Source organism: Clostridium sp. TW13 (assembly GCF_024345225.1).
GTDB lineage: Bacteria > Bacillota > Clostridia > Clostridiales > Clostridiaceae > Inconstantimicrobium > Inconstantimicrobium mannanitabidum.
Window position 1 is genome coordinate 1,350,944 of record NZ_BROD01000001.1, and the last position, 16,137, is coordinate 1,367,080.

The following is a 16,137-nucleotide window of genomic DNA, read 5'->3' on the forward strand; positions in this document are numbered from 1 at the left end:
GTGATTTATATATGAGGTATTTAACAGTAGAGAAGAGAGCTGAAGATGAATTTTTTGAGAAGAAATCTCAATTTATAGGATATATTAAGAGAGTAACCACAGAAGATGAAGCGAAAGAATTTATTGCAGAGATAAAAAGTAAGCACAAGGATGCAACTCATAATTGCTCTGCATATGTAATAGGACAAAATATGAATACTCAGCGTTATAATGATGATGGTGAGCCACAAGGAACAGCAGGAATACCTATTTTAGAGGTAATCAAAAAGAATGAGATAACAGATTGTGTTATAGTTGTAACTAGATATTTTGGTGGAATTCTATTAGGTACAGGAGGACTTAATAGAGCATATACTAAGGGGGCTGCAATTGCAATAAAAGCAGCTGGAATAGTTGAAAAGGTGCAAGGAGTGGAAATGGATATAATCCTTGATTATGACCTACTTGGAAAAATTCAATATCTATTTGGACAAAATGATTGGTATATGGAGAACATAGAGTATACGGATGTAGTTAAAATAAAAATGAGAAGTGAGATCTCAGAAAAAGATAATATTATAGCTAAAATAGTTGAGAATACCAATGGTAAGGCTATTATAGAACAAGGAGATATATTAGTATATTTTAAGAGGGGCAACAGGTTGCTTTATAACCTGGAAGAATAAATAAGCCAAGGTATCTTAAAAAATAAGTGAGTTCATATGTTAGTATATTTTAACTTGTTATTTATTTTAAAATACCTAAATTATTGAAGTGTAAAATCTGTTGTGATATAATTTAAGCTGATTTGTAATTTATCGAATAAATACATTTACATAGAGGATAGGAGGAATTTTAATGTCAGGACATTCAAAGTGGCATAATATTCAAGCTAAAAAGAGTAAGGTTGATGCTAAAAGAGGAAAGATTTTTACTAAGATAGGTAAAGAAATTGCAATGGTAGTTGGTGAAGGTGGATCAAATCCTGATTCAAATTCAAGACTAAGAGATGTTGTTGCTAAGGCAAAAGCAGCTAATATGCCAAATGATACTATTCAAAGAGCAATAAAGAAAGCTGCAGGAGAAATGGGTTCAACTCATTATGATGAAATAGTTTATGAAGGATACGGACCAAATGGTGTTGCAGTAATAGTTGAAACTCTTACAGATAACAAAAATAGATCAGCAGGAAATGTTAGAAGTGCCTTTACAAAGGGTGGCGGAAATATGGGCTCTACTGGTTGTGTATCATTTATGTTCCAGAAGAAAGGTGAACTTATTATTGAAAGAGGAGACCTAGATGAAGATGAAATAATGATGCTAGCTTTAGATGCTGGAGCAGAAGATTTTGCTGCAGAAGATGAAGTTTTTGTAGTAACTACATCTCCAGAAGATTTTGGAGCAGTAAGAGAAGCTTTAGAAGCACAAAACATAGAGTTCTTAGAAGCTTCAGTTAAGATGATACCAGACACATACTCTGCAATAGATGAAGATGCAGCAAAGAAATTCCAAAAGATGCTTGATTTACTTGATGACGATGATGACGTTACAGAAGTTTATCACAATGCTGAATTCCCTGAAGGATGGGAAGAATAATAATTCTATAAAAAAACACCTGCTGTCTAATAGCAGGTTGCAGGGATTTTGTTCAGCTAAAAAATATTAGAAAAAGTAACAGTTCATTATGATATACGACGATTATGGTTTATGTTTAATGATATATGTTTAATTTTTAAGACACTTTCTATTTAAGTATAGGAGGTGTCTTTTTTGTTATTAAAAGATTTATTAAAAGAGTTCTATTTGGAATTAGAAATTAAAAATTATTCTGTAAGAACATTGAAAAGTTATAACAATAACAACTTATTATTATTAACTTATCTAGAAAAAGAGTTTAATATCACTGAGGTTGAAGATGTAAAACCAATCCACATAAAAAGTTATATTAAAGTACTTCAGAAAAAAGGCAATAAGCCAACTTATATTAATGGTCTAATCAAATGTTTTAGGGCTTACTTTAAATATGCAGAGCAAGAAGAAATAATAGAGAGTAGTCCAGTTGATAAAATTAGCTGGTTAAAAGAAGGAAAAACGATTATAAATACATTTACTGATGAAGAAGTGGAAAATATGATGAATGTTTATAAGGGAAATGAATACATGGATATAAGAAATAAATGCATATTAGCTTTTCTATTTGATACTGGAATTCGTAATTTGGAGTTATGTAACATCACTAATAAGGATGTAAAAGATATTTCTTTGACAATAAACCAAGGAAAAGGTAGAAAAGATAGGAGAGTTGCGCTAAGTCCAATTACAAGAAGAATAATTCTTAGATATATTAGATGTAAAAATAGTTATTTTGCTAATAGAATAATGAACGAAGATACTCCATTTTTTCTAAGTTATAGGTTTAAAAAACTAACAGTAGAAGCAGTAGAAAGAGTGATAAAAATAGCAGGAGAAAAAGCAAATATAAGAAAGGAAATTCGTTGTTCTCCTCATACCGAAAGACATTTTTTTGCTCAGTCTCAGTTAAAAAATGGAATGGTGTAGGCTTAGTTTCTTGTTGCCTTTTTTAGACAATAGGTCAATGGTCTTTGCACTAGAACCATTTAAAAGAAATCTAGTGGTTTGTTCAACCAATGCAGAAAGTGACCACGTTATATAAAGCTAGTATTAATTATCTTTGTTATAGTGCTAGGAAGGTGTTTATATAGCGTAGGTGTGCGTCAACCAATACCCTATAAACAATAGATTCGGTGGTTACTTGGCGTCCTAGAGGACGGGTAAAGAGTAGTAATGAGACATATTGGACAAGTATAATATGTCTCATTACTACTTATACAGAAATGTAATTAATAACAAAGATTTAAAGCGATTCCTATTCAACTCAAAATATTTATAAGCTTTAGAGTTAATTTACTTATGTTCACATTCATTTTTTTGTTTGTGAGTGTAGGTAAATTAATTTTTTTGCTCAAACCTTTCAATCTAAAACATTATTCTCTTGGCGTTGCTTCAAGTCAATTGATATTTATAGATTAAGATACTTTTAAAGTGTCAATAATTAAGTTAATATTCTCATAGGAGATAGACAGTTGAACGAATAAAAACAAATTATGTACATAAGAATTGTATAGAGATATAAGAACTAAAGGGGATTAATTATAGTGAATGAAGAAAAATATGAATTAGATGAAGAAGAAGTTACGGCATCACAAGCTAACAATATTAAAGAAATTGCTAGAAATGTACGCAAAAAAACAGAAATAATTAGAGAAAACATGCATAATGCTAGTGATGCGGGAGCATCAAGTCAAGTGATCCAAGTTGATTATATAGATGAGAAGTTAAACTTGATGTTTTGGCATAATGGAGATTGTTTTAATACTGTTGATGAAATTATATCAGCACTTTTTCATGTGAGTGAAACCAATAAATTTGAAGGAAAGTATATTGGGGCTAAGGGAGTAGGATTCAAACTTAATTTAGATTGTAAAGAAGTGAAAATTACATCTTATCTAAAATCAACTAAAATAATATTAAAAGTTAAAAATCCTATACTACAGCTAGATGAAATAATTGAATCCAAAAAAAATGGTTACATTCAATATAATTATAGAACTGAGGAAATACAGCTTGAAGATTCGGTGAATAGAGGGGTGAAAATAGAGTTATTTTCAGTTGCAATCAGTGATATTTTTGAGTTTGTGCATGAGAAACTTGAAGAACAACTTGTATTTTTTACGACGATTGCATTAAATGATTTTAGTAAAAAGAAGTTTAGAATTTACTTCAAAGGGTTAGAAGTTAATATGACTAACTTCAAAAATAAGAAACTAAATAAAGTAGACTTACATGAAATTTTTGATGTGAATAATAAATCTCAGTATAAAATAGACAAAAATATTATAAAATCAAGAGATGTATATGAATGTTTAGAACGTGGAGAACTCTCAAGAAAAATTGATAAGCTTTTAATAAAATATAAAAATAATATCAGGTATTTTGATAGTGACGGAGTAGGATTTGAAAAATTCATAGATAAGTTTGACAAAATAAAATATATATGTAAAAAGAATAATGTTAAAATTGATTTCTTTGTATTACAAAGTACTGATAAAGATTTTAAAATAGAATTGAATCCGTTGATAGGGCGTAAAGACTTATTTAAGATAGCTCAAAATGAGTTTATGGGAATATATTTATCTAAGTTTGGCATATTAATCCCAACTAGAATGAATTTTAATAGTTTAGCAGGCGGTGGATATGGTCAAACTCAATATTTTGGAGTTTTTAATTGTGATAAACTATCTTTAAAAATAGATAGAAATGAATTGGAATCTTCATATATAAATAACATAGTTGAGGGAATTATTAGAGATAATATTATGACTGTTATAGATGATATTGTTAAAAGTAGTAAGAAGAACTGCGGTGATAAAGGTGGGGAAAATCCAAAAGAGTCAACAGAAGATAAAATAAGTGAGCAAGCTAACACATGTTCAGTGAATTTACAACAAAAGGATGTGCAGATTTCTGCACAAGGGGAGGACAGGAGTAATTCTGCATCTAAAACGGTTATGTCAGAAACTGCAATGAATAATTACAATGAAGAAATTACTAAGAGAGCTATGAATGTTATTCTTAAAATGAAAACTATGAATGTAACTAATCCAGAGGGAGAAAATATAAATATATTTGATAGAGGTTGTGAGATAGATTTACATTCAGCGATAAATCTAGTATTATATTTAAAACCTGAAGAATTGGGGTTCAATATATTATATACTAATCCACATAGAGGGTTGGATTTATTTTGTTTACCATTAGGGATTGAAATAAATGAAACCAATTTATATACTTATGGCTTTTGGGGGGAATTAAAACATTTATTAAAAACAGAATTTAATCATAATATGATGGATTTAAAAATGATAATATGTTGGGAAATTGGTGATTATTTAAGATATAAAAATGTATGTTTTATAGATAAAATAGGTGAAAAATATTTTTTGAGAAAAAAGAAGAGTAAATATTTTCTTATAAATGATAATAAACAAATAGAAGTTATAGAATTTAAAAACATTATGGAAAGAGTATTACATGGTAAATTTAAATAGGAATATACTTATAGTTGGGATATAAGTGCTGGTTAATAAATTTATGGAAGGGGGATTATTTATGGCTAAATCTGAAAAGTATAGAGATCATTGCAAATGTATAAATAAAGATATAGAAATCAATATAGTTCATATTTCTGCTAATATTAAACCAATAAAAGGTTGTGAGCAAATTATAGATTTTGGTACTGGTGGATATAGAAAAATGCAAATACAAAATTGCAAGTACATGAATACTGATGAGTGTATTTTAAAAAATTATGATTAAAATAATAAGTGAAAGAGTTGAGTTTTATGATAGATAAACAAGCTATTAAGGAATGTGAAGCTTTAATAAAATCATTAAATATACAATTTGATAAAGCATTACCAATATTTCAAGATAAGTTATGGAATATTGCTGAAAAATACAATACTACTGGGACTGAATTATTAAAGGAATATCTTGAACAAGAGAGTAAAAAATAAAATTTATTAAAAATATAGGATTACCACAATAAAAGCTGGTAGTCCTTTTTCTATGTAAAAAAATAGGTCAATGCAAATATACACTGACCTTTGGGTTAATCTTCACTATACTCAATTATATCTTCAATATTGCATTTAAATAGCTTACAAAATATATCTAAGTGTTCTTTAACTATATGCTTATTATTTTCATTGCAATAAGAACCAATAGTATTTTTACTGATACCTGTTTTTTCAGCTAATTCTTTTTGAGTCATTTTGTTTTCAGCCAGTTTTATATGTAGCTTCATTTTAATCATAGTATCACCTCTTTGATGATATTGTATTACATTTGATGAGATTAATCAATAAAAAGTGAAAAAATCACTAAAATAGTGATTGACAAATCACGAAAAACAGGACTATAATAAATACATAAGGTAAAACAATCCAATTCAAACAAAAAAGGGGCGATAAAAATGAACGGAGGCGAGACTTTAAGATATATAAGAATAACATTGGGGCTGAAGCAAAAAGATATAAGAGATCAAGGACTAAGAGACATAAGCGGAATTGAAAACGGGGTAGTCCAAATGTCTTCTAAAATAGCAATAGCTTTAGAGAAAAAGCTAAACGAAGTTATAAAGGAAAAACACCTTGATGGGATACTAGACTTTGAAGTAAACAGTCTTGTATTCAAAAAAGGCTTAGATATAGATTTAGAAGAATGTTTTAAGCAAATGTCTAAGGATTATAAAATAGATGAATTTTTAGAATTAACTCAGAATAAATATGAGTTCAGCAATGTTAAAAGGGCAATAGAAATATTAGCAAAAGATTACGGTAATAATATAAATAGCATTTCAATATTATCCTATTTAATTATAGAAAATAGTAAGGATGATAATTGTTTAATATATGCTTATCTACAATTACAGAGAGTAGCATATTACAAAACAGATTGGAATGGCATTATAACCTATTACGATGTAATAAAAGATAAGGTTGGAAGTTGCCAAGAATTAGAGTTAAAAGATGATATTTATATTAATGTGGCTACAGCTTATTGTATGGTAGCAGAATTTGAAAAGGCAAAAGATATAGTAAGTAGAGTAAGATATATTATAAGATATAGGAATTATATAGATAATATATTATCAAATATTAATTTAGAATTAGGAAATAATGATGAATCTATAAAGTATAATCAAAAAATATTAAATTACACAGAAAATAACAATGAAGAATTAACTTGTAAGGCTAATATTTGTTATATAGCTTCATTAAAAAAAGATATTAATTTGTTTATAGAATCATTTAACGAAATAGATATTAACAAAGATTACTATGATTTTGCAAGACAACAATTTTTCAATTTAATAATAAAGGCATGTGACCTATTAAATATATTAGATGATTGTATATTAACTAAAATTTTTAAAATAACTAAGCTTATAAAATACAAGAACATAGAGGAAAATATAAATTATTTTAAAAAAAATGGAAAATTAATTAGTCAAATAATTATAAATAACTCTATTAGTATAGATGCCGAATTATTTGTTTTCATATCTAAGAATATAAATATGGGATTAGATAATAAAAACATACTAATGAGTTTATGTAATATTTAATATAAAAGCACTCTGAAAGGGGGTGAGAATATGAAAAAGACAGTTAAACTAGTTTTAGCAGTAGCAGTAGTAGCTATTCCAGCTATCGTAGTTTGTCAAATTGGTGGTGTATTTCCTCCAGTTGGAACAATATTATTTTTAAAATAATAAGGTTTTAAGTATACAAAAAGACAAAAGGTCATTCGACATGAAACATACTTTACAAAGTCTATTTTCCTACTCTAAACCATTCTATAATTAATATATAAAGTAAAATAAGTAATTATATGGAGGTTTGGAGTATGGAATTAAAATTAATATGCTAAATGACAGGTTACAATCTCACTTGTACATGCTGAAACGTGGAAAATATGAAGGAACTAATAAAGACATATTACAAAGAAAATATAATCTAGGAGAATTAACTTTTGAAGTATTACATTTTTCAGAAAACAATAGTACATATTTAAATGGAACTAAAGAAGAAAGAGAAGCTATTCAGCAATCTTTAGAGACCTTAGAGCAATTTTATTACAATCTATATAAAGATACTGTTTGCAATAAGATTAGTAAAATAAAAAAGTTTAGTACAAGTCCAGACAGTTCTACAAGCTGGAAGAGAAGAGAAGCAAATAGAGGATCTAAGAATCCTAATAGTAAGCATTCTAAGGTTTTAATAGAATGGATAGCATGGTTTAAAGAACAAGGATATAAACCAAGACAAATTGCAGAAATATTAGAGCAACATGGAATAGACATAAATAAGAATTATATAAGTGCAATCAAAGTATCAAGATGGATTTACATAGAATCTAAAAAGCCAACGTGGTTTGCTGAAAGTGAGGTAATGTAAAATGGAGTTAATTGCTATGCTATTTATAGCTATTTGTAATATTTATTATATGTGCAAGTGCGATAGACTAGAAAATAAAATAAATCAATTAGAGTTACGTATGCAGTGTAGAGAAATACTAACAGATGCAGAAGAATTAAAGCGATTTATAAAAGAAAATATAAAAGAAGTAGAACATATTAGAGGGTAATAGGTAAATGAGTTACATATACGGAATATTTTTAAAAGAAAGCAATAAGTGCCTTTATATCGGAAAAACACAGGATTATAAAAGAAGAAACAGAGAACACTTTAAAGAGATAGAAAAAGGCATTCACAAAATAAAGCAACTTAATACATATAGTGTGGAACACCTCAGTTTTGAGGTTCTTTGCACCTTAGAGACCGATAATAGTTTAGTAGTTAGTACTATGGAGAATTTTTACAACAGTTTGTACAAGCCTATTAACAAGTGTGTAGATAAAGGTTTTAGAGGTTCAGTTACATATGCAAGAGAAAAGAATGAGCAGTTGTGCGAAGATATTATAGAAGTAATTAAGAAATATTATTAAAAAATAAGAGTGGCTTTTTTCTAGAGGAAATAAAAATATCTATTAACCATCGAAATTGATAATGTATAGTTTGAATATTTGAAAAATGTAATATTGTGTAATAATGTGTTATAATAGACATGACGAAATATATTTTTAGGAGATGGTAAAATTGAAAAAGAAAATATTTTCTATAGCATTAATAATCTTATTAGTAATTACATGTTTAGGGGGAGTAGGAAATATACAAATAGCTAGTGCAGCTACAATTGGACAACAGCTATTGCAACCAGAAGATGGATGGAGAAGGTATGATGATACAGATACTAACTTAACATATGAAGGTGGTGTGCATATATCAAGCAACCTACATTATGGTGGAAATGAAAGAGAGGGAGTAAAATCCTGTACATTTAAATTTTATGGAACAAAATTTTTAATACTAGGTTATAGATATGGTTCATATAGTACCAATATTGAAGTTACTATAGATAATAAAATAGTTGAAACATTTTCTGAAAGAGGAGCAGATTGTGGACAAGTTATTCATTATATTAAAACAGGTTTGGATAGAGGGGTTCATATAGTAACAATAACAAATAAAATGGCTACAACAAATGGAATGGTATTGGATGCTATAGACATAGATAAAGATGGTCAATTAATACCAAGCAACTCATCAATAGTGTTAGATAATTCATCTATAGAATTATTAGCAGGAGATTCACAGAAATTAAAAGCAACAACAACTCCAGAAGGATTACCTGTTGAATGGTCAGTAGATAATGGAGCAATAGCAACTGTCGACCAAGAAGGTAATGTAACAGCAGTAAGTGAAGGTACAGCAACTGTAACAGCAAAAATAAAAGGAACAGATATTAAAACTACATGTGTAGTTAACGTTAAAAAGCAAGCAACAGATTCAGGAAATGCTATTTTAAGTATATCTTTAGACAATGGAAATACTAAAGAATATGATGTGACAATGGATAAGGTTAATGATTTTATAAAATGGTATAATGCTAGAGATAAGGATAAGAGCACTAATTCTCCAACATATACATTTGATAAAAACATAAATCCATATAAGTCAGTTAAAGAATCTATTGTACATGCTAAGATAGACTCTTATGAGGTAAGACAATATTAGAATAGATTAAGGACTCACTTTTGTGGGTTCTTTTTTTAGTAGAATCTAGTAGTAATTAGTATAAACTAGTACTAATTACTAGAGTTTATTATAGTTTGTAATAGTTCCTAATAGTCTATAATAAATTGTTGAATTTTATTACTTATTATACAATAATGTAATAGTTGAGAAGGATTTTACCAACCTTATGTAGAATATTTGTAAAAAGTTTATTCTATGGAAAGAAGGATTCTTTAAAATGTATAAAAGAATATGTTACGAAATTTTTATAGCTATATTATCTTTAATATCCTGTGCAATAATTTTAGTCCAATTAACATTAGAACCATCAAACAATATTGCTTATATATTAGATATTTCGGATAATATTATATGGGTTATTTTTGTAATAGATTATGTAGTACGATTTATTTTTAGCGAGAGTAAACTTAAATTCATTAAGAATAATAAAATAGACTTAATATCTATTATACCTTTCAACGCTATTTTCCAATCACTAAGAATGTTTAGAATATTTAAAGTATTAAAATTAGCGAAGATAGCTAAATTAGCCCGATTTGCAGTTTTGATATGTAAATTTAAAAACAGAGCAGATAAATTTTTAAAAACTAATAATTTTCAATATATATTAATTATAACAGTTGTAACAGTCTTTCTTGGAGCATTTGGAATTTCTATTACAGAAAACAAAAGTTTTGCCGATTCTCTTTGGTGGAGTTTTGTCACAATAACTACTGTTGGATATGGTGATATAAGTCCTGCAACTAATACAGGTAGAATAATAGCTTCAATATTAATGTTAGTTGGAATAGGTTTTGTAGGAATGTTAACTGGTACTATAGCAACATATTTTTTAACTAATAAGAAGAAATCTAAATCATACAGAGATGAAGTTATAGAAACAATTCAAGAAAAATTAAATGACTTTGAATCACTTAGTAAAGAAGACTTAGAGGACATGCATAAGACATTACTTAGTTTTGTGGAACAAGATTAGTTTTTAAATTTTGTTTTACAAATCAACTTAAAACTAGAACTCTATTAATTTAGGGTTCTTTTGTTATGAAAATACATCCTGTAAATACAATATATGCTACAATATATTGTTGAAAGGGGATGTAAGAAAATGAAAATAGAGGATTTTAAAAATCAAGCAAAAGATATAGAAGTAGAAAAAAAAGAAATTTTGTTTATTACCCTTTTTTGTTTTTTTAAACAATAGATATAATTAATTTAATGTTTATGAAATATAAGGTATTATTCGTATATAATGTCATACATTTTATAGATATTGCGTATATACAAAAGTTTTAGAATTTAGGGGAGTATCAATGAATAATAAAAAAAAGATAAAAAGTGAAACAAGTCATGTAACTTCTGAGTGTAATCCGAAGATAGAAGAACCAGAAAATAATGAAAGTAAAAATTCACAAGATAATAATGATTATAGTAGATTAAAAAAAGTCATGGAAAAAGTAAAGCCTATTGCTTTAGCGAATAATGTCTATGTATATATATCTGCTTTAGTAGTTGCTATAACCTATCTATTCTTTCAACTAGGATACAGTTTTACCTATGGATATTATTTTGGTGGAAAATCTATATCAGCAGGAAAATTAATGGATGTAATGGTAAAACAAATACCATTTGATTTTAAATTGGTAGCAATTATAGGAATTTGTATATTAATATTTATGGCATGTTTTGTTCTGTCATCATATATGTACGTAATGGAAAAAAGAATTATAATAAAAATAGTGGGCATTGGTCTTCATTTATTAATGTTATGGGCTTTATATACAATATTACTATTATTAACAGGAACACAAGATGCCAATGATACTGAAATAGGTAATTCTATAAATTTAGTTATAATATTAGGTGTAGTTATTATAATTTCATGCATGATAAAAAAAATATGTTATAGTTTAAATTTAGATTCAGTTCTTACTAGACTTAGAAAAACTGGTGAATTCATTATTTACCTAATATTTGTATTCAGTATAAATTGGGACAATCTTAAGCTTAATAAATTGAATTATACAGTTATACTTTTTTTTGAGCTTGTGGTAGTAATAGGTGTACTTGATCAGTGCTTTTTTTATAAAAAGGATAGACATGTTATTATTAGATGTATATTGAGTTTTTTTGAGATTGCACCGATTATAGGATTGTTTTTATACGTGAATATAATGGAGAAAATTATATTTATTAGTGTCCTAATTGTTTATATTACAGCAATAAAAATAGAAAAATTAATTAATAAAAAGAATAGTTCAAATAGTTCACAAAGAGAAAAGAATAAGAATAAAGTACTTTTAGTTATTATTATGTTAGCTATGTGTTCAATGATACTTGTATTGTATTTAGTTGCATATTCAGCTATGAACTTTATGGGAAATGGACTTGGAAAAACACTACATCTTAATACAGAGTCAAAAATAACTTATTATAATATAGATAATAAACAAAATTGTAAAGTTGTATATGGGGTGGTAGTTCAACAATCAGGAAATACATATTATATATCATCTGAGGACAGAGAATTAATAACTATAACATCACCATATGTTGTAATTGAACCTTATGATAATAAAACAAAAAACTAAACATCAAATTTCAAAGGGGAATAGAGGGGGGAATCTTTATTCCTCTTTTTTATCTTTTATTAAAAGAATAGACTACTATTTATGTTTATCCACATTTTGATTTTATTGGTAAAATGGTGTAGTATTAATATATAATTACAGGGTATAGGGGGGATATTGATGATAGAAGCAATGGAGCAACAAATTATTAATGGTATCAACAATAAGTGGAAAAAAGATAAGGTGAAAAGACAAGACATAGATATAGAGAAAGTTTCAGAGTGCTTTAGAGTTATTTGCTCAAGTAGAGCAACAACTTTAGCTATTATGGAAAGCATAAAAGAATCTAATTCTGAATACAGTAAAATTCAGGAACTAAAAGATAATATGATTAAAATCTATGATTGGATAACGAAAGAAACTATAGAGAGTTTAATAGCTAGGTATAATACGTCTTTAAAAGATAAAAAAAAGGAAGTAGAGTACAAATCAGAAATACCACACATAGAAGCATATTTAGAAAATTTAAAAGAGGATATGATTAATAAAACTATGGACAAACTATTTATATTTCATAAGGTCACAAAGGGGGAATAATTGTGATAATTCCAAAGAGAGAATGGAGAACATTTGAGTCAGAAAGTGAGAAGATAGAAAAGCTAAAAGAGTGGCAACTTATTTCACCAAAAGCAAAAGAGATAAAGAAGTTCTATTATAAGGGATTATATACTAATGAGCCTGTAGAATGCGATGTAGCAGGTTTTGTAGATGATAATGAAATAATACTATATATAAATGGGCAATTACACAGCATTCATCCTGATTACTTTGCAGATATGCAGAAGAAAGAGAGATTTATTATTCTGGACATTGAAACACCAATGAGTTTTAGATCCCAAGATGGTATTAGAGAGGTAGCTTTAATTGCAGTTGAGGATTACAGAATAGTGGATAGTTTACATCTTGCAATTATAAATGATGAAGAGAAATACAAAAATGGATATGGTGCAGGTTTAGAAGCAATAGAAGAAAATGAAGATTTAAAAGAAAAATTCAATGCCTTCATATCAAAATATAAATGCCCTATTATTGCACATAATGCGAGTTTTGATAGAAAGTTTTTAATGTATTGGAATTGGGTAGATGATAAGCAAGAATTTTATTGTAGTAGAGATAACATTAAGGCTAAAGAAGTTTTGGAAAGTTATAAACTTCAAGATATATTAAACCACTATGGGATAAAGCGAGAACAAGCACATAATGCAATGCAGGATGTTTTAGACTTATTAGAAGTGTTAAAAATAGTAAAGATTGAAAAATGGGTTGCATTAGGAAAAAGTACAGAAGGTAATACAGTTAAAAGAGTAAGAAATTATGAAAATGATAAGAAAAAGAGAGACGAAGATAAAAAAAAGCTAGAAGAAGCTAAGGAAAATATTATTAAAGATATTTTTAATAATAAGAAAATAGTTTTTACTGGAGACATGAAAGAGGATAGAGCAGAAATGAGAGCTATTGCAATTAGATATGGTGCAACAAGTCCAGATAGTGTTAGTAGTAAGACTGATATTCTAGTTGTAGGTGAAAATGCAGGAAGTAAGTTAGCAAAGGCTCAAGAACTTGGAATTAAAACAATAAGTGAGGAAGAGTTTTGGGATATAGTAAATGAACCTGTGAAAGAAAGTGTGTAAATTTTATAATTATATTTTTCTGAAATTTAAAATCTCTCAAATGCTGAAATAGTTTTAAGTTAATATTGACAAGTAGGCAGTCTAGTTATAAACCTTTATTAAGGTATACGATACATTCATTAAGAAATATGTGCAAATATTTGTTAATGTGTATGTAAATATAATATTGAATAGAAAGTTTGTTTAAATATAGATGTTTAGCCATTAAGCAGTTAAATAGATGATGACGTTACAGAAGTTTATCACAATGCTGAATTCCCTGAAGGATGGGAAGAATAATAATTCTATAAAAAAACACCTGCTGTCTAATAGCAGGTGTTTTTTTATTCTTTAACTTTTTTCGATTTCATCAATAATTTATTTTTATACATTAGCTTATCAGCTCTTGAAATTAATTGGCTTATATTTTCATCAATGCCAGACTTATACTCATCATATCCAAGTGCTACACTGATTTTAACAACATTATTATAGTTGAATTCTTCTATTTTGTAGTTTAAATCTTTTATGAATTTTTCTATTTCTAATTGGCTTGTGTTTTTAAAAAGTGCTATGAATTCATCACCACCAGTTCTATAGCAATTACCTTTGTGTTTGCAAGAGTCTTTTAATATATTTGCAAAGTTCTTAATTAACTCATCACCGGAGGCATGTCCTAAATTATCGTTTGTTTTTTTTAGATTATTTAAATCCATTAAGATGCACCAAATTGAGCTAAACTCATATTTATTAGAATCCATATATTCAATTTCTTTTTGAAATCTAGTTCTATTTCCAATAGACGTCATTATATCTGTATAGGCCATTTCTTTATATGTAGCAAATTGTACTGATTGCCTATAATATTTAAGAAAATAATCTATAATGTAAATTACTTGGAATACAACAAATAAGAGTAAAGCTGCTTCAAAAAAAGCTATATTTACAGATTCTATGTCAAAATAGTATAGGAAGAAATCTAGTACAGTTACAAAAAATAGTGGCATTAAAGAGAACGTAAAACATTTAGCTTCAATTGTTTTTTGTTTCCAAGTTCGCACTGTTGTATATATAAATGATAAAATTGCTGTAGTTATAACAAAATGAGTGGCCAATAACATTTTTCGAAAGTCTAGAATTCCTAAAAAATTAATTAAGCATTGGACATAAAAATTAATTAATACTAAGTAAATAATATAACTTAAGAAGTTTTTATATCTGTAGTGAATATTTTTAAGAACTATCATAAGTATAGGTATTGGCAAAAGCAATAAGGGCATAAATGTTAGTATATTTATCAAATAGGTATTGGGTGTCAAAAGTTGAAGTATGCTAGATTCTGAGAGTGTGTACATTGATGATAATAACGAAAACATTCCAACATAAAATAAATGCGATAAATTTTCTCTGCCTATAACTATTTTCAATGAGAGAATGAGGATGATTAATAGCACAAAGTTCACTACAAAAAACAAAACAAAAATTAATAATGATTGTTTCTTTAAGAGATTAAAACAAATAGATAATTTATTACCAACAATAGGCGCTTGTATTTCGTATGATAAAGATGAGTTTTGTAACATATGAAATTCTAATGTTAGTTTTTTACCGTCAAAATCAGTAGGCAGATTAATCATGTGGAATGTATTTTTTGCCTTGTTTAAATAAAGTTCATAATCATTATTTGAATATTTGTAAAGTACCTTATTATCTAAATACACAATTACATTGCTAAAGCCTAAGTATAAGCAAATAGAATTTCTATCAAGTTTATTAGATTTTTTTAAAATTTGAGTTAAGTAAATGGTTGTATTCTTCTTATATTTTAAGGACTCTGGAAGAGAAATCGATGTTTTATCTTTTTTATTATCTTCAGATAAAATCCAATTGTCTTTAAGTACAGTAATATCGCTATCTATTATGTTTTGGTTATTTGTTTTACTGAATTTAATAGATAGTGCTATAGTAGAAAACAAGATAAATAAAGAAAAGGTTATTAGATATATTTTTAATTTTTCATCGTTAACTTTGTTTTTTTTTCTCATTTAGTGTCTCCTATAATAAATAATATATTTTATCCTGTGTTGTTCCTTTTTACTAAAACTAGCAAGAACGTTAATTAAATAGTAAAACTTGCATAATGTATATTTTATCATAGAAAAATAAAAAAAATAATAT

Annotated in this window: 17 protein-coding genes; 15 read left to right on the plus strand and 2 right to left on the minus strand. The window is 27.3% G+C overall.

All coding sequences use genetic code 11. From position 1 onward, the window contains the following. Positions 1–11 precede the first annotated feature (11 nt). The 6 genes from OCU47_RS06490 to OCU47_RS06515 all read left to right on the plus strand — a co-directional run bounded on the left by OCU47_RS06490 (position 12) and on the right by OCU47_RS06515 (position 5,576). Complete coding sequence (locus tag OCU47_RS06490) at positions 12–665, plus strand: YigZ family protein (protein ID WP_261827782.1); 654 nt, start codon at positions 12–14, stop codon at positions 663–665. 172 nt (positions 666–837) lie between these two features. Further along, positions 838–1,575, plus strand: a complete 738-nt coding sequence (locus OCU47_RS06495; protein ID WP_261827783.1) for a YebC/PmpR family DNA-binding transcriptional regulator — start codon at positions 838–840, stop codon at positions 1,573–1,575. A 174-nt stretch (positions 1,576–1,749) separates the two neighbouring features. Next, positions 1,750–2,538, plus strand: coding sequence for a tyrosine-type recombinase/integrase (locus OCU47_RS06500; RefSeq protein WP_261827784.1), 789 nt, complete (start codon positions 1,750–1,752; stop codon positions 2,536–2,538). A gap of 617 nt (positions 2,539–3,155) precedes the next feature. Further along, a complete protein-coding gene (locus OCU47_RS06505) occupies positions 3,156–5,108 on the plus strand; it encodes a hypothetical protein (protein WP_261827785.1) in 1,953 nt (650 codons plus the stop codon). A 61-nt stretch (positions 5,109–5,169) separates the two neighbouring features. After that, on the plus strand, positions 5,170–5,376 hold the full coding sequence (locus tag OCU47_RS06510; protein WP_261827786.1) for a hypothetical protein: 207 nt from the start codon (positions 5,170–5,172) through the stop codon (positions 5,374–5,376). A 26-nt stretch (positions 5,377–5,402) separates the two neighbouring features. Beyond that, complete coding sequence (locus tag OCU47_RS06515) at positions 5,403–5,576, plus strand: hypothetical protein (RefSeq protein WP_261827787.1); 174 nt, start codon at positions 5,403–5,405, stop codon at positions 5,574–5,576. A 95-nt stretch (positions 5,577–5,671) separates the two neighbouring features. Here the strand turns inward: OCU47_RS06515 and OCU47_RS06520 are convergent, their stop codons facing one another. Then, on the minus strand, positions 5,672–5,875 hold the full coding sequence (locus OCU47_RS06520) for a helix-turn-helix domain-containing protein (RefSeq protein ID WP_261827788.1): 204 nt from the start codon (positions 5,873–5,875) through the stop codon (positions 5,672–5,674). A 159-nt stretch (positions 5,876–6,034) separates the two neighbouring features. On the opposite strand from OCU47_RS06520, the gene OCU47_RS06525 reads away from it, so the two are divergent. The 9 genes from OCU47_RS06525 (at position 6,035) to OCU47_RS06565 (ending at position 13,980) form a co-directional block, all read left to right on the plus strand. Next, positions 6,035–7,189, plus strand: a complete 1,155-nt coding sequence (locus OCU47_RS06525; protein WP_261827789.1) for a hypothetical protein — start codon at positions 6,035–6,037, stop codon at positions 7,187–7,189. 274 nt (positions 7,190–7,463) lie between these two features. Beyond that, a complete protein-coding gene (locus OCU47_RS06530; RefSeq protein ID WP_261827790.1) occupies positions 7,464–8,021 on the plus strand; it encodes a hypothetical protein in 558 nt (185 codons plus the stop codon). Between the two features lies 1 nt (position 8,022). Beyond that, the gene (locus OCU47_RS06535; RefSeq protein WP_261827791.1) at positions 8,023–8,211 is read left to right on the plus strand and encodes a hypothetical protein; all 189 of its coding nucleotides are present in this window, start codon (positions 8,023–8,025) and stop codon (positions 8,209–8,211) included. Between the two features lie 7 nt (positions 8,212–8,218). Next, positions 8,219–8,572 carry a GIY-YIG nuclease family protein gene (locus tag OCU47_RS06540; protein WP_261827792.1) on the plus strand — a complete coding sequence of 118 codons (354 nt, stop codon included), beginning with the start codon at positions 8,219–8,221 and terminating at the stop codon, positions 8,570–8,572. A gap of 151 nt (positions 8,573–8,723) precedes the next feature. Next, positions 8,724–9,701 (plus strand): Ig-like domain-containing protein, encoded by a 978-nt coding sequence (locus OCU47_RS06545; protein WP_261827793.1) that lies wholly within the window; start codon positions 8,724–8,726, stop codon positions 9,699–9,701. A gap of 238 nt (positions 9,702–9,939) precedes the next feature. Beyond that, a complete protein-coding gene (locus OCU47_RS06550; RefSeq protein WP_261827794.1) occupies positions 9,940–10,698 on the plus strand; it encodes a potassium channel family protein in 759 nt (252 codons plus the stop codon). A 334-nt stretch (positions 10,699–11,032) separates the two neighbouring features. Beyond that, entirely contained in the window at positions 11,033–12,310 is a 1,278-nt protein-coding gene (locus OCU47_RS06555) for a hypothetical protein (protein ID WP_261827795.1), read from the plus strand. Between the two features lie 159 nt (positions 12,311–12,469). Continuing rightward, positions 12,470–12,886, plus strand: coding sequence for a hypothetical protein (locus tag OCU47_RS06560; protein ID WP_261827796.1), 417 nt, complete (start codon positions 12,470–12,472; stop codon positions 12,884–12,886). A 2-nt stretch (positions 12,887–12,888) separates the two neighbouring features. After that, entirely contained in the window at positions 12,889–13,980 is a 1,092-nt protein-coding gene (locus OCU47_RS06565; protein WP_261827797.1) for a 3'-5' exonuclease, read from the plus strand. Between the two features lie 323 nt (positions 13,981–14,303). Here the strand turns inward: OCU47_RS06565 and OCU47_RS06570 are convergent, their stop codons facing one another. Further along, complete coding sequence (locus OCU47_RS06570; protein WP_261827798.1) at positions 14,304–16,004, minus strand: GGDEF domain-containing protein; 1,701 nt, start codon at positions 16,002–16,004, stop codon at positions 14,304–14,306. Positions 16,005–16,137: the final 133 nt, after the last annotated feature.

What these genes read in the sequence shown, in the direction of transcription:
- OCU47_RS06490 (WP_261827782.1), top strand. Translation starts at nt 12, where the DNA reads ATGAGGTATTTAACAGTAGAGAAGAGAGCTGAAGATGAATTTTTTGAG.
- OCU47_RS06495 (WP_261827783.1), top strand. Translation starts at nt 838, where the DNA reads ATGTCAGGACATTCAAAGTGGCATAATATTCAAGCTAAAAAGAGTAAG.
- OCU47_RS06510 (WP_261827786.1), top strand. Translation starts at nt 5,170, where the DNA reads ATGGCTAAATCTGAAAAGTATAGAGATCATTGCAAATGTATAAATAAA.
- OCU47_RS06515 (WP_261827787.1), top strand. Translation starts at nt 5,403, where the DNA reads ATGATAGATAAACAAGCTATTAAGGAATGTGAAGCTTTAATAAAATCA.
- OCU47_RS06520 (WP_261827788.1), bottom strand. Translation starts at nt 5,875, where the DNA reads ATGATTAAAATGAAGCTACATATAAAACTGGCTGAAAACAAAATGACT.
- OCU47_RS06525 (WP_261827789.1), top strand. Translation starts at nt 6,035, where the DNA reads ATGAACGGAGGCGAGACTTTAAGATATATAAGAATAACATTGGGGCTG.
- OCU47_RS06535 (WP_261827791.1), top strand. Translation starts at nt 8,023, where the DNA reads ATGGAGTTAATTGCTATGCTATTTATAGCTATTTGTAATATTTATTAT.
- OCU47_RS06540 (WP_261827792.1), top strand. Translation starts at nt 8,219, where the DNA reads ATGAGTTACATATACGGAATATTTTTAAAAGAAAGCAATAAGTGCCTT.
- OCU47_RS06550 (WP_261827794.1), top strand. Translation starts at nt 9,940, where the DNA reads ATGTATAAAAGAATATGTTACGAAATTTTTATAGCTATATTATCTTTA.
- OCU47_RS06555 (WP_261827795.1), top strand. Translation starts at nt 11,033, where the DNA reads ATGAATAATAAAAAAAAGATAAAAAGTGAAACAAGTCATGTAACTTCT.
- OCU47_RS06560 (WP_261827796.1), top strand. Translation starts at nt 12,470, where the DNA reads ATGATAGAAGCAATGGAGCAACAAATTATTAATGGTATCAACAATAAG.
- OCU47_RS06570 (WP_261827798.1), bottom strand. Translation starts at nt 16,004, where the DNA reads ATGAGAAAAAAAAACAAAGTTAACGATGAAAAATTAAAAATATATCTA.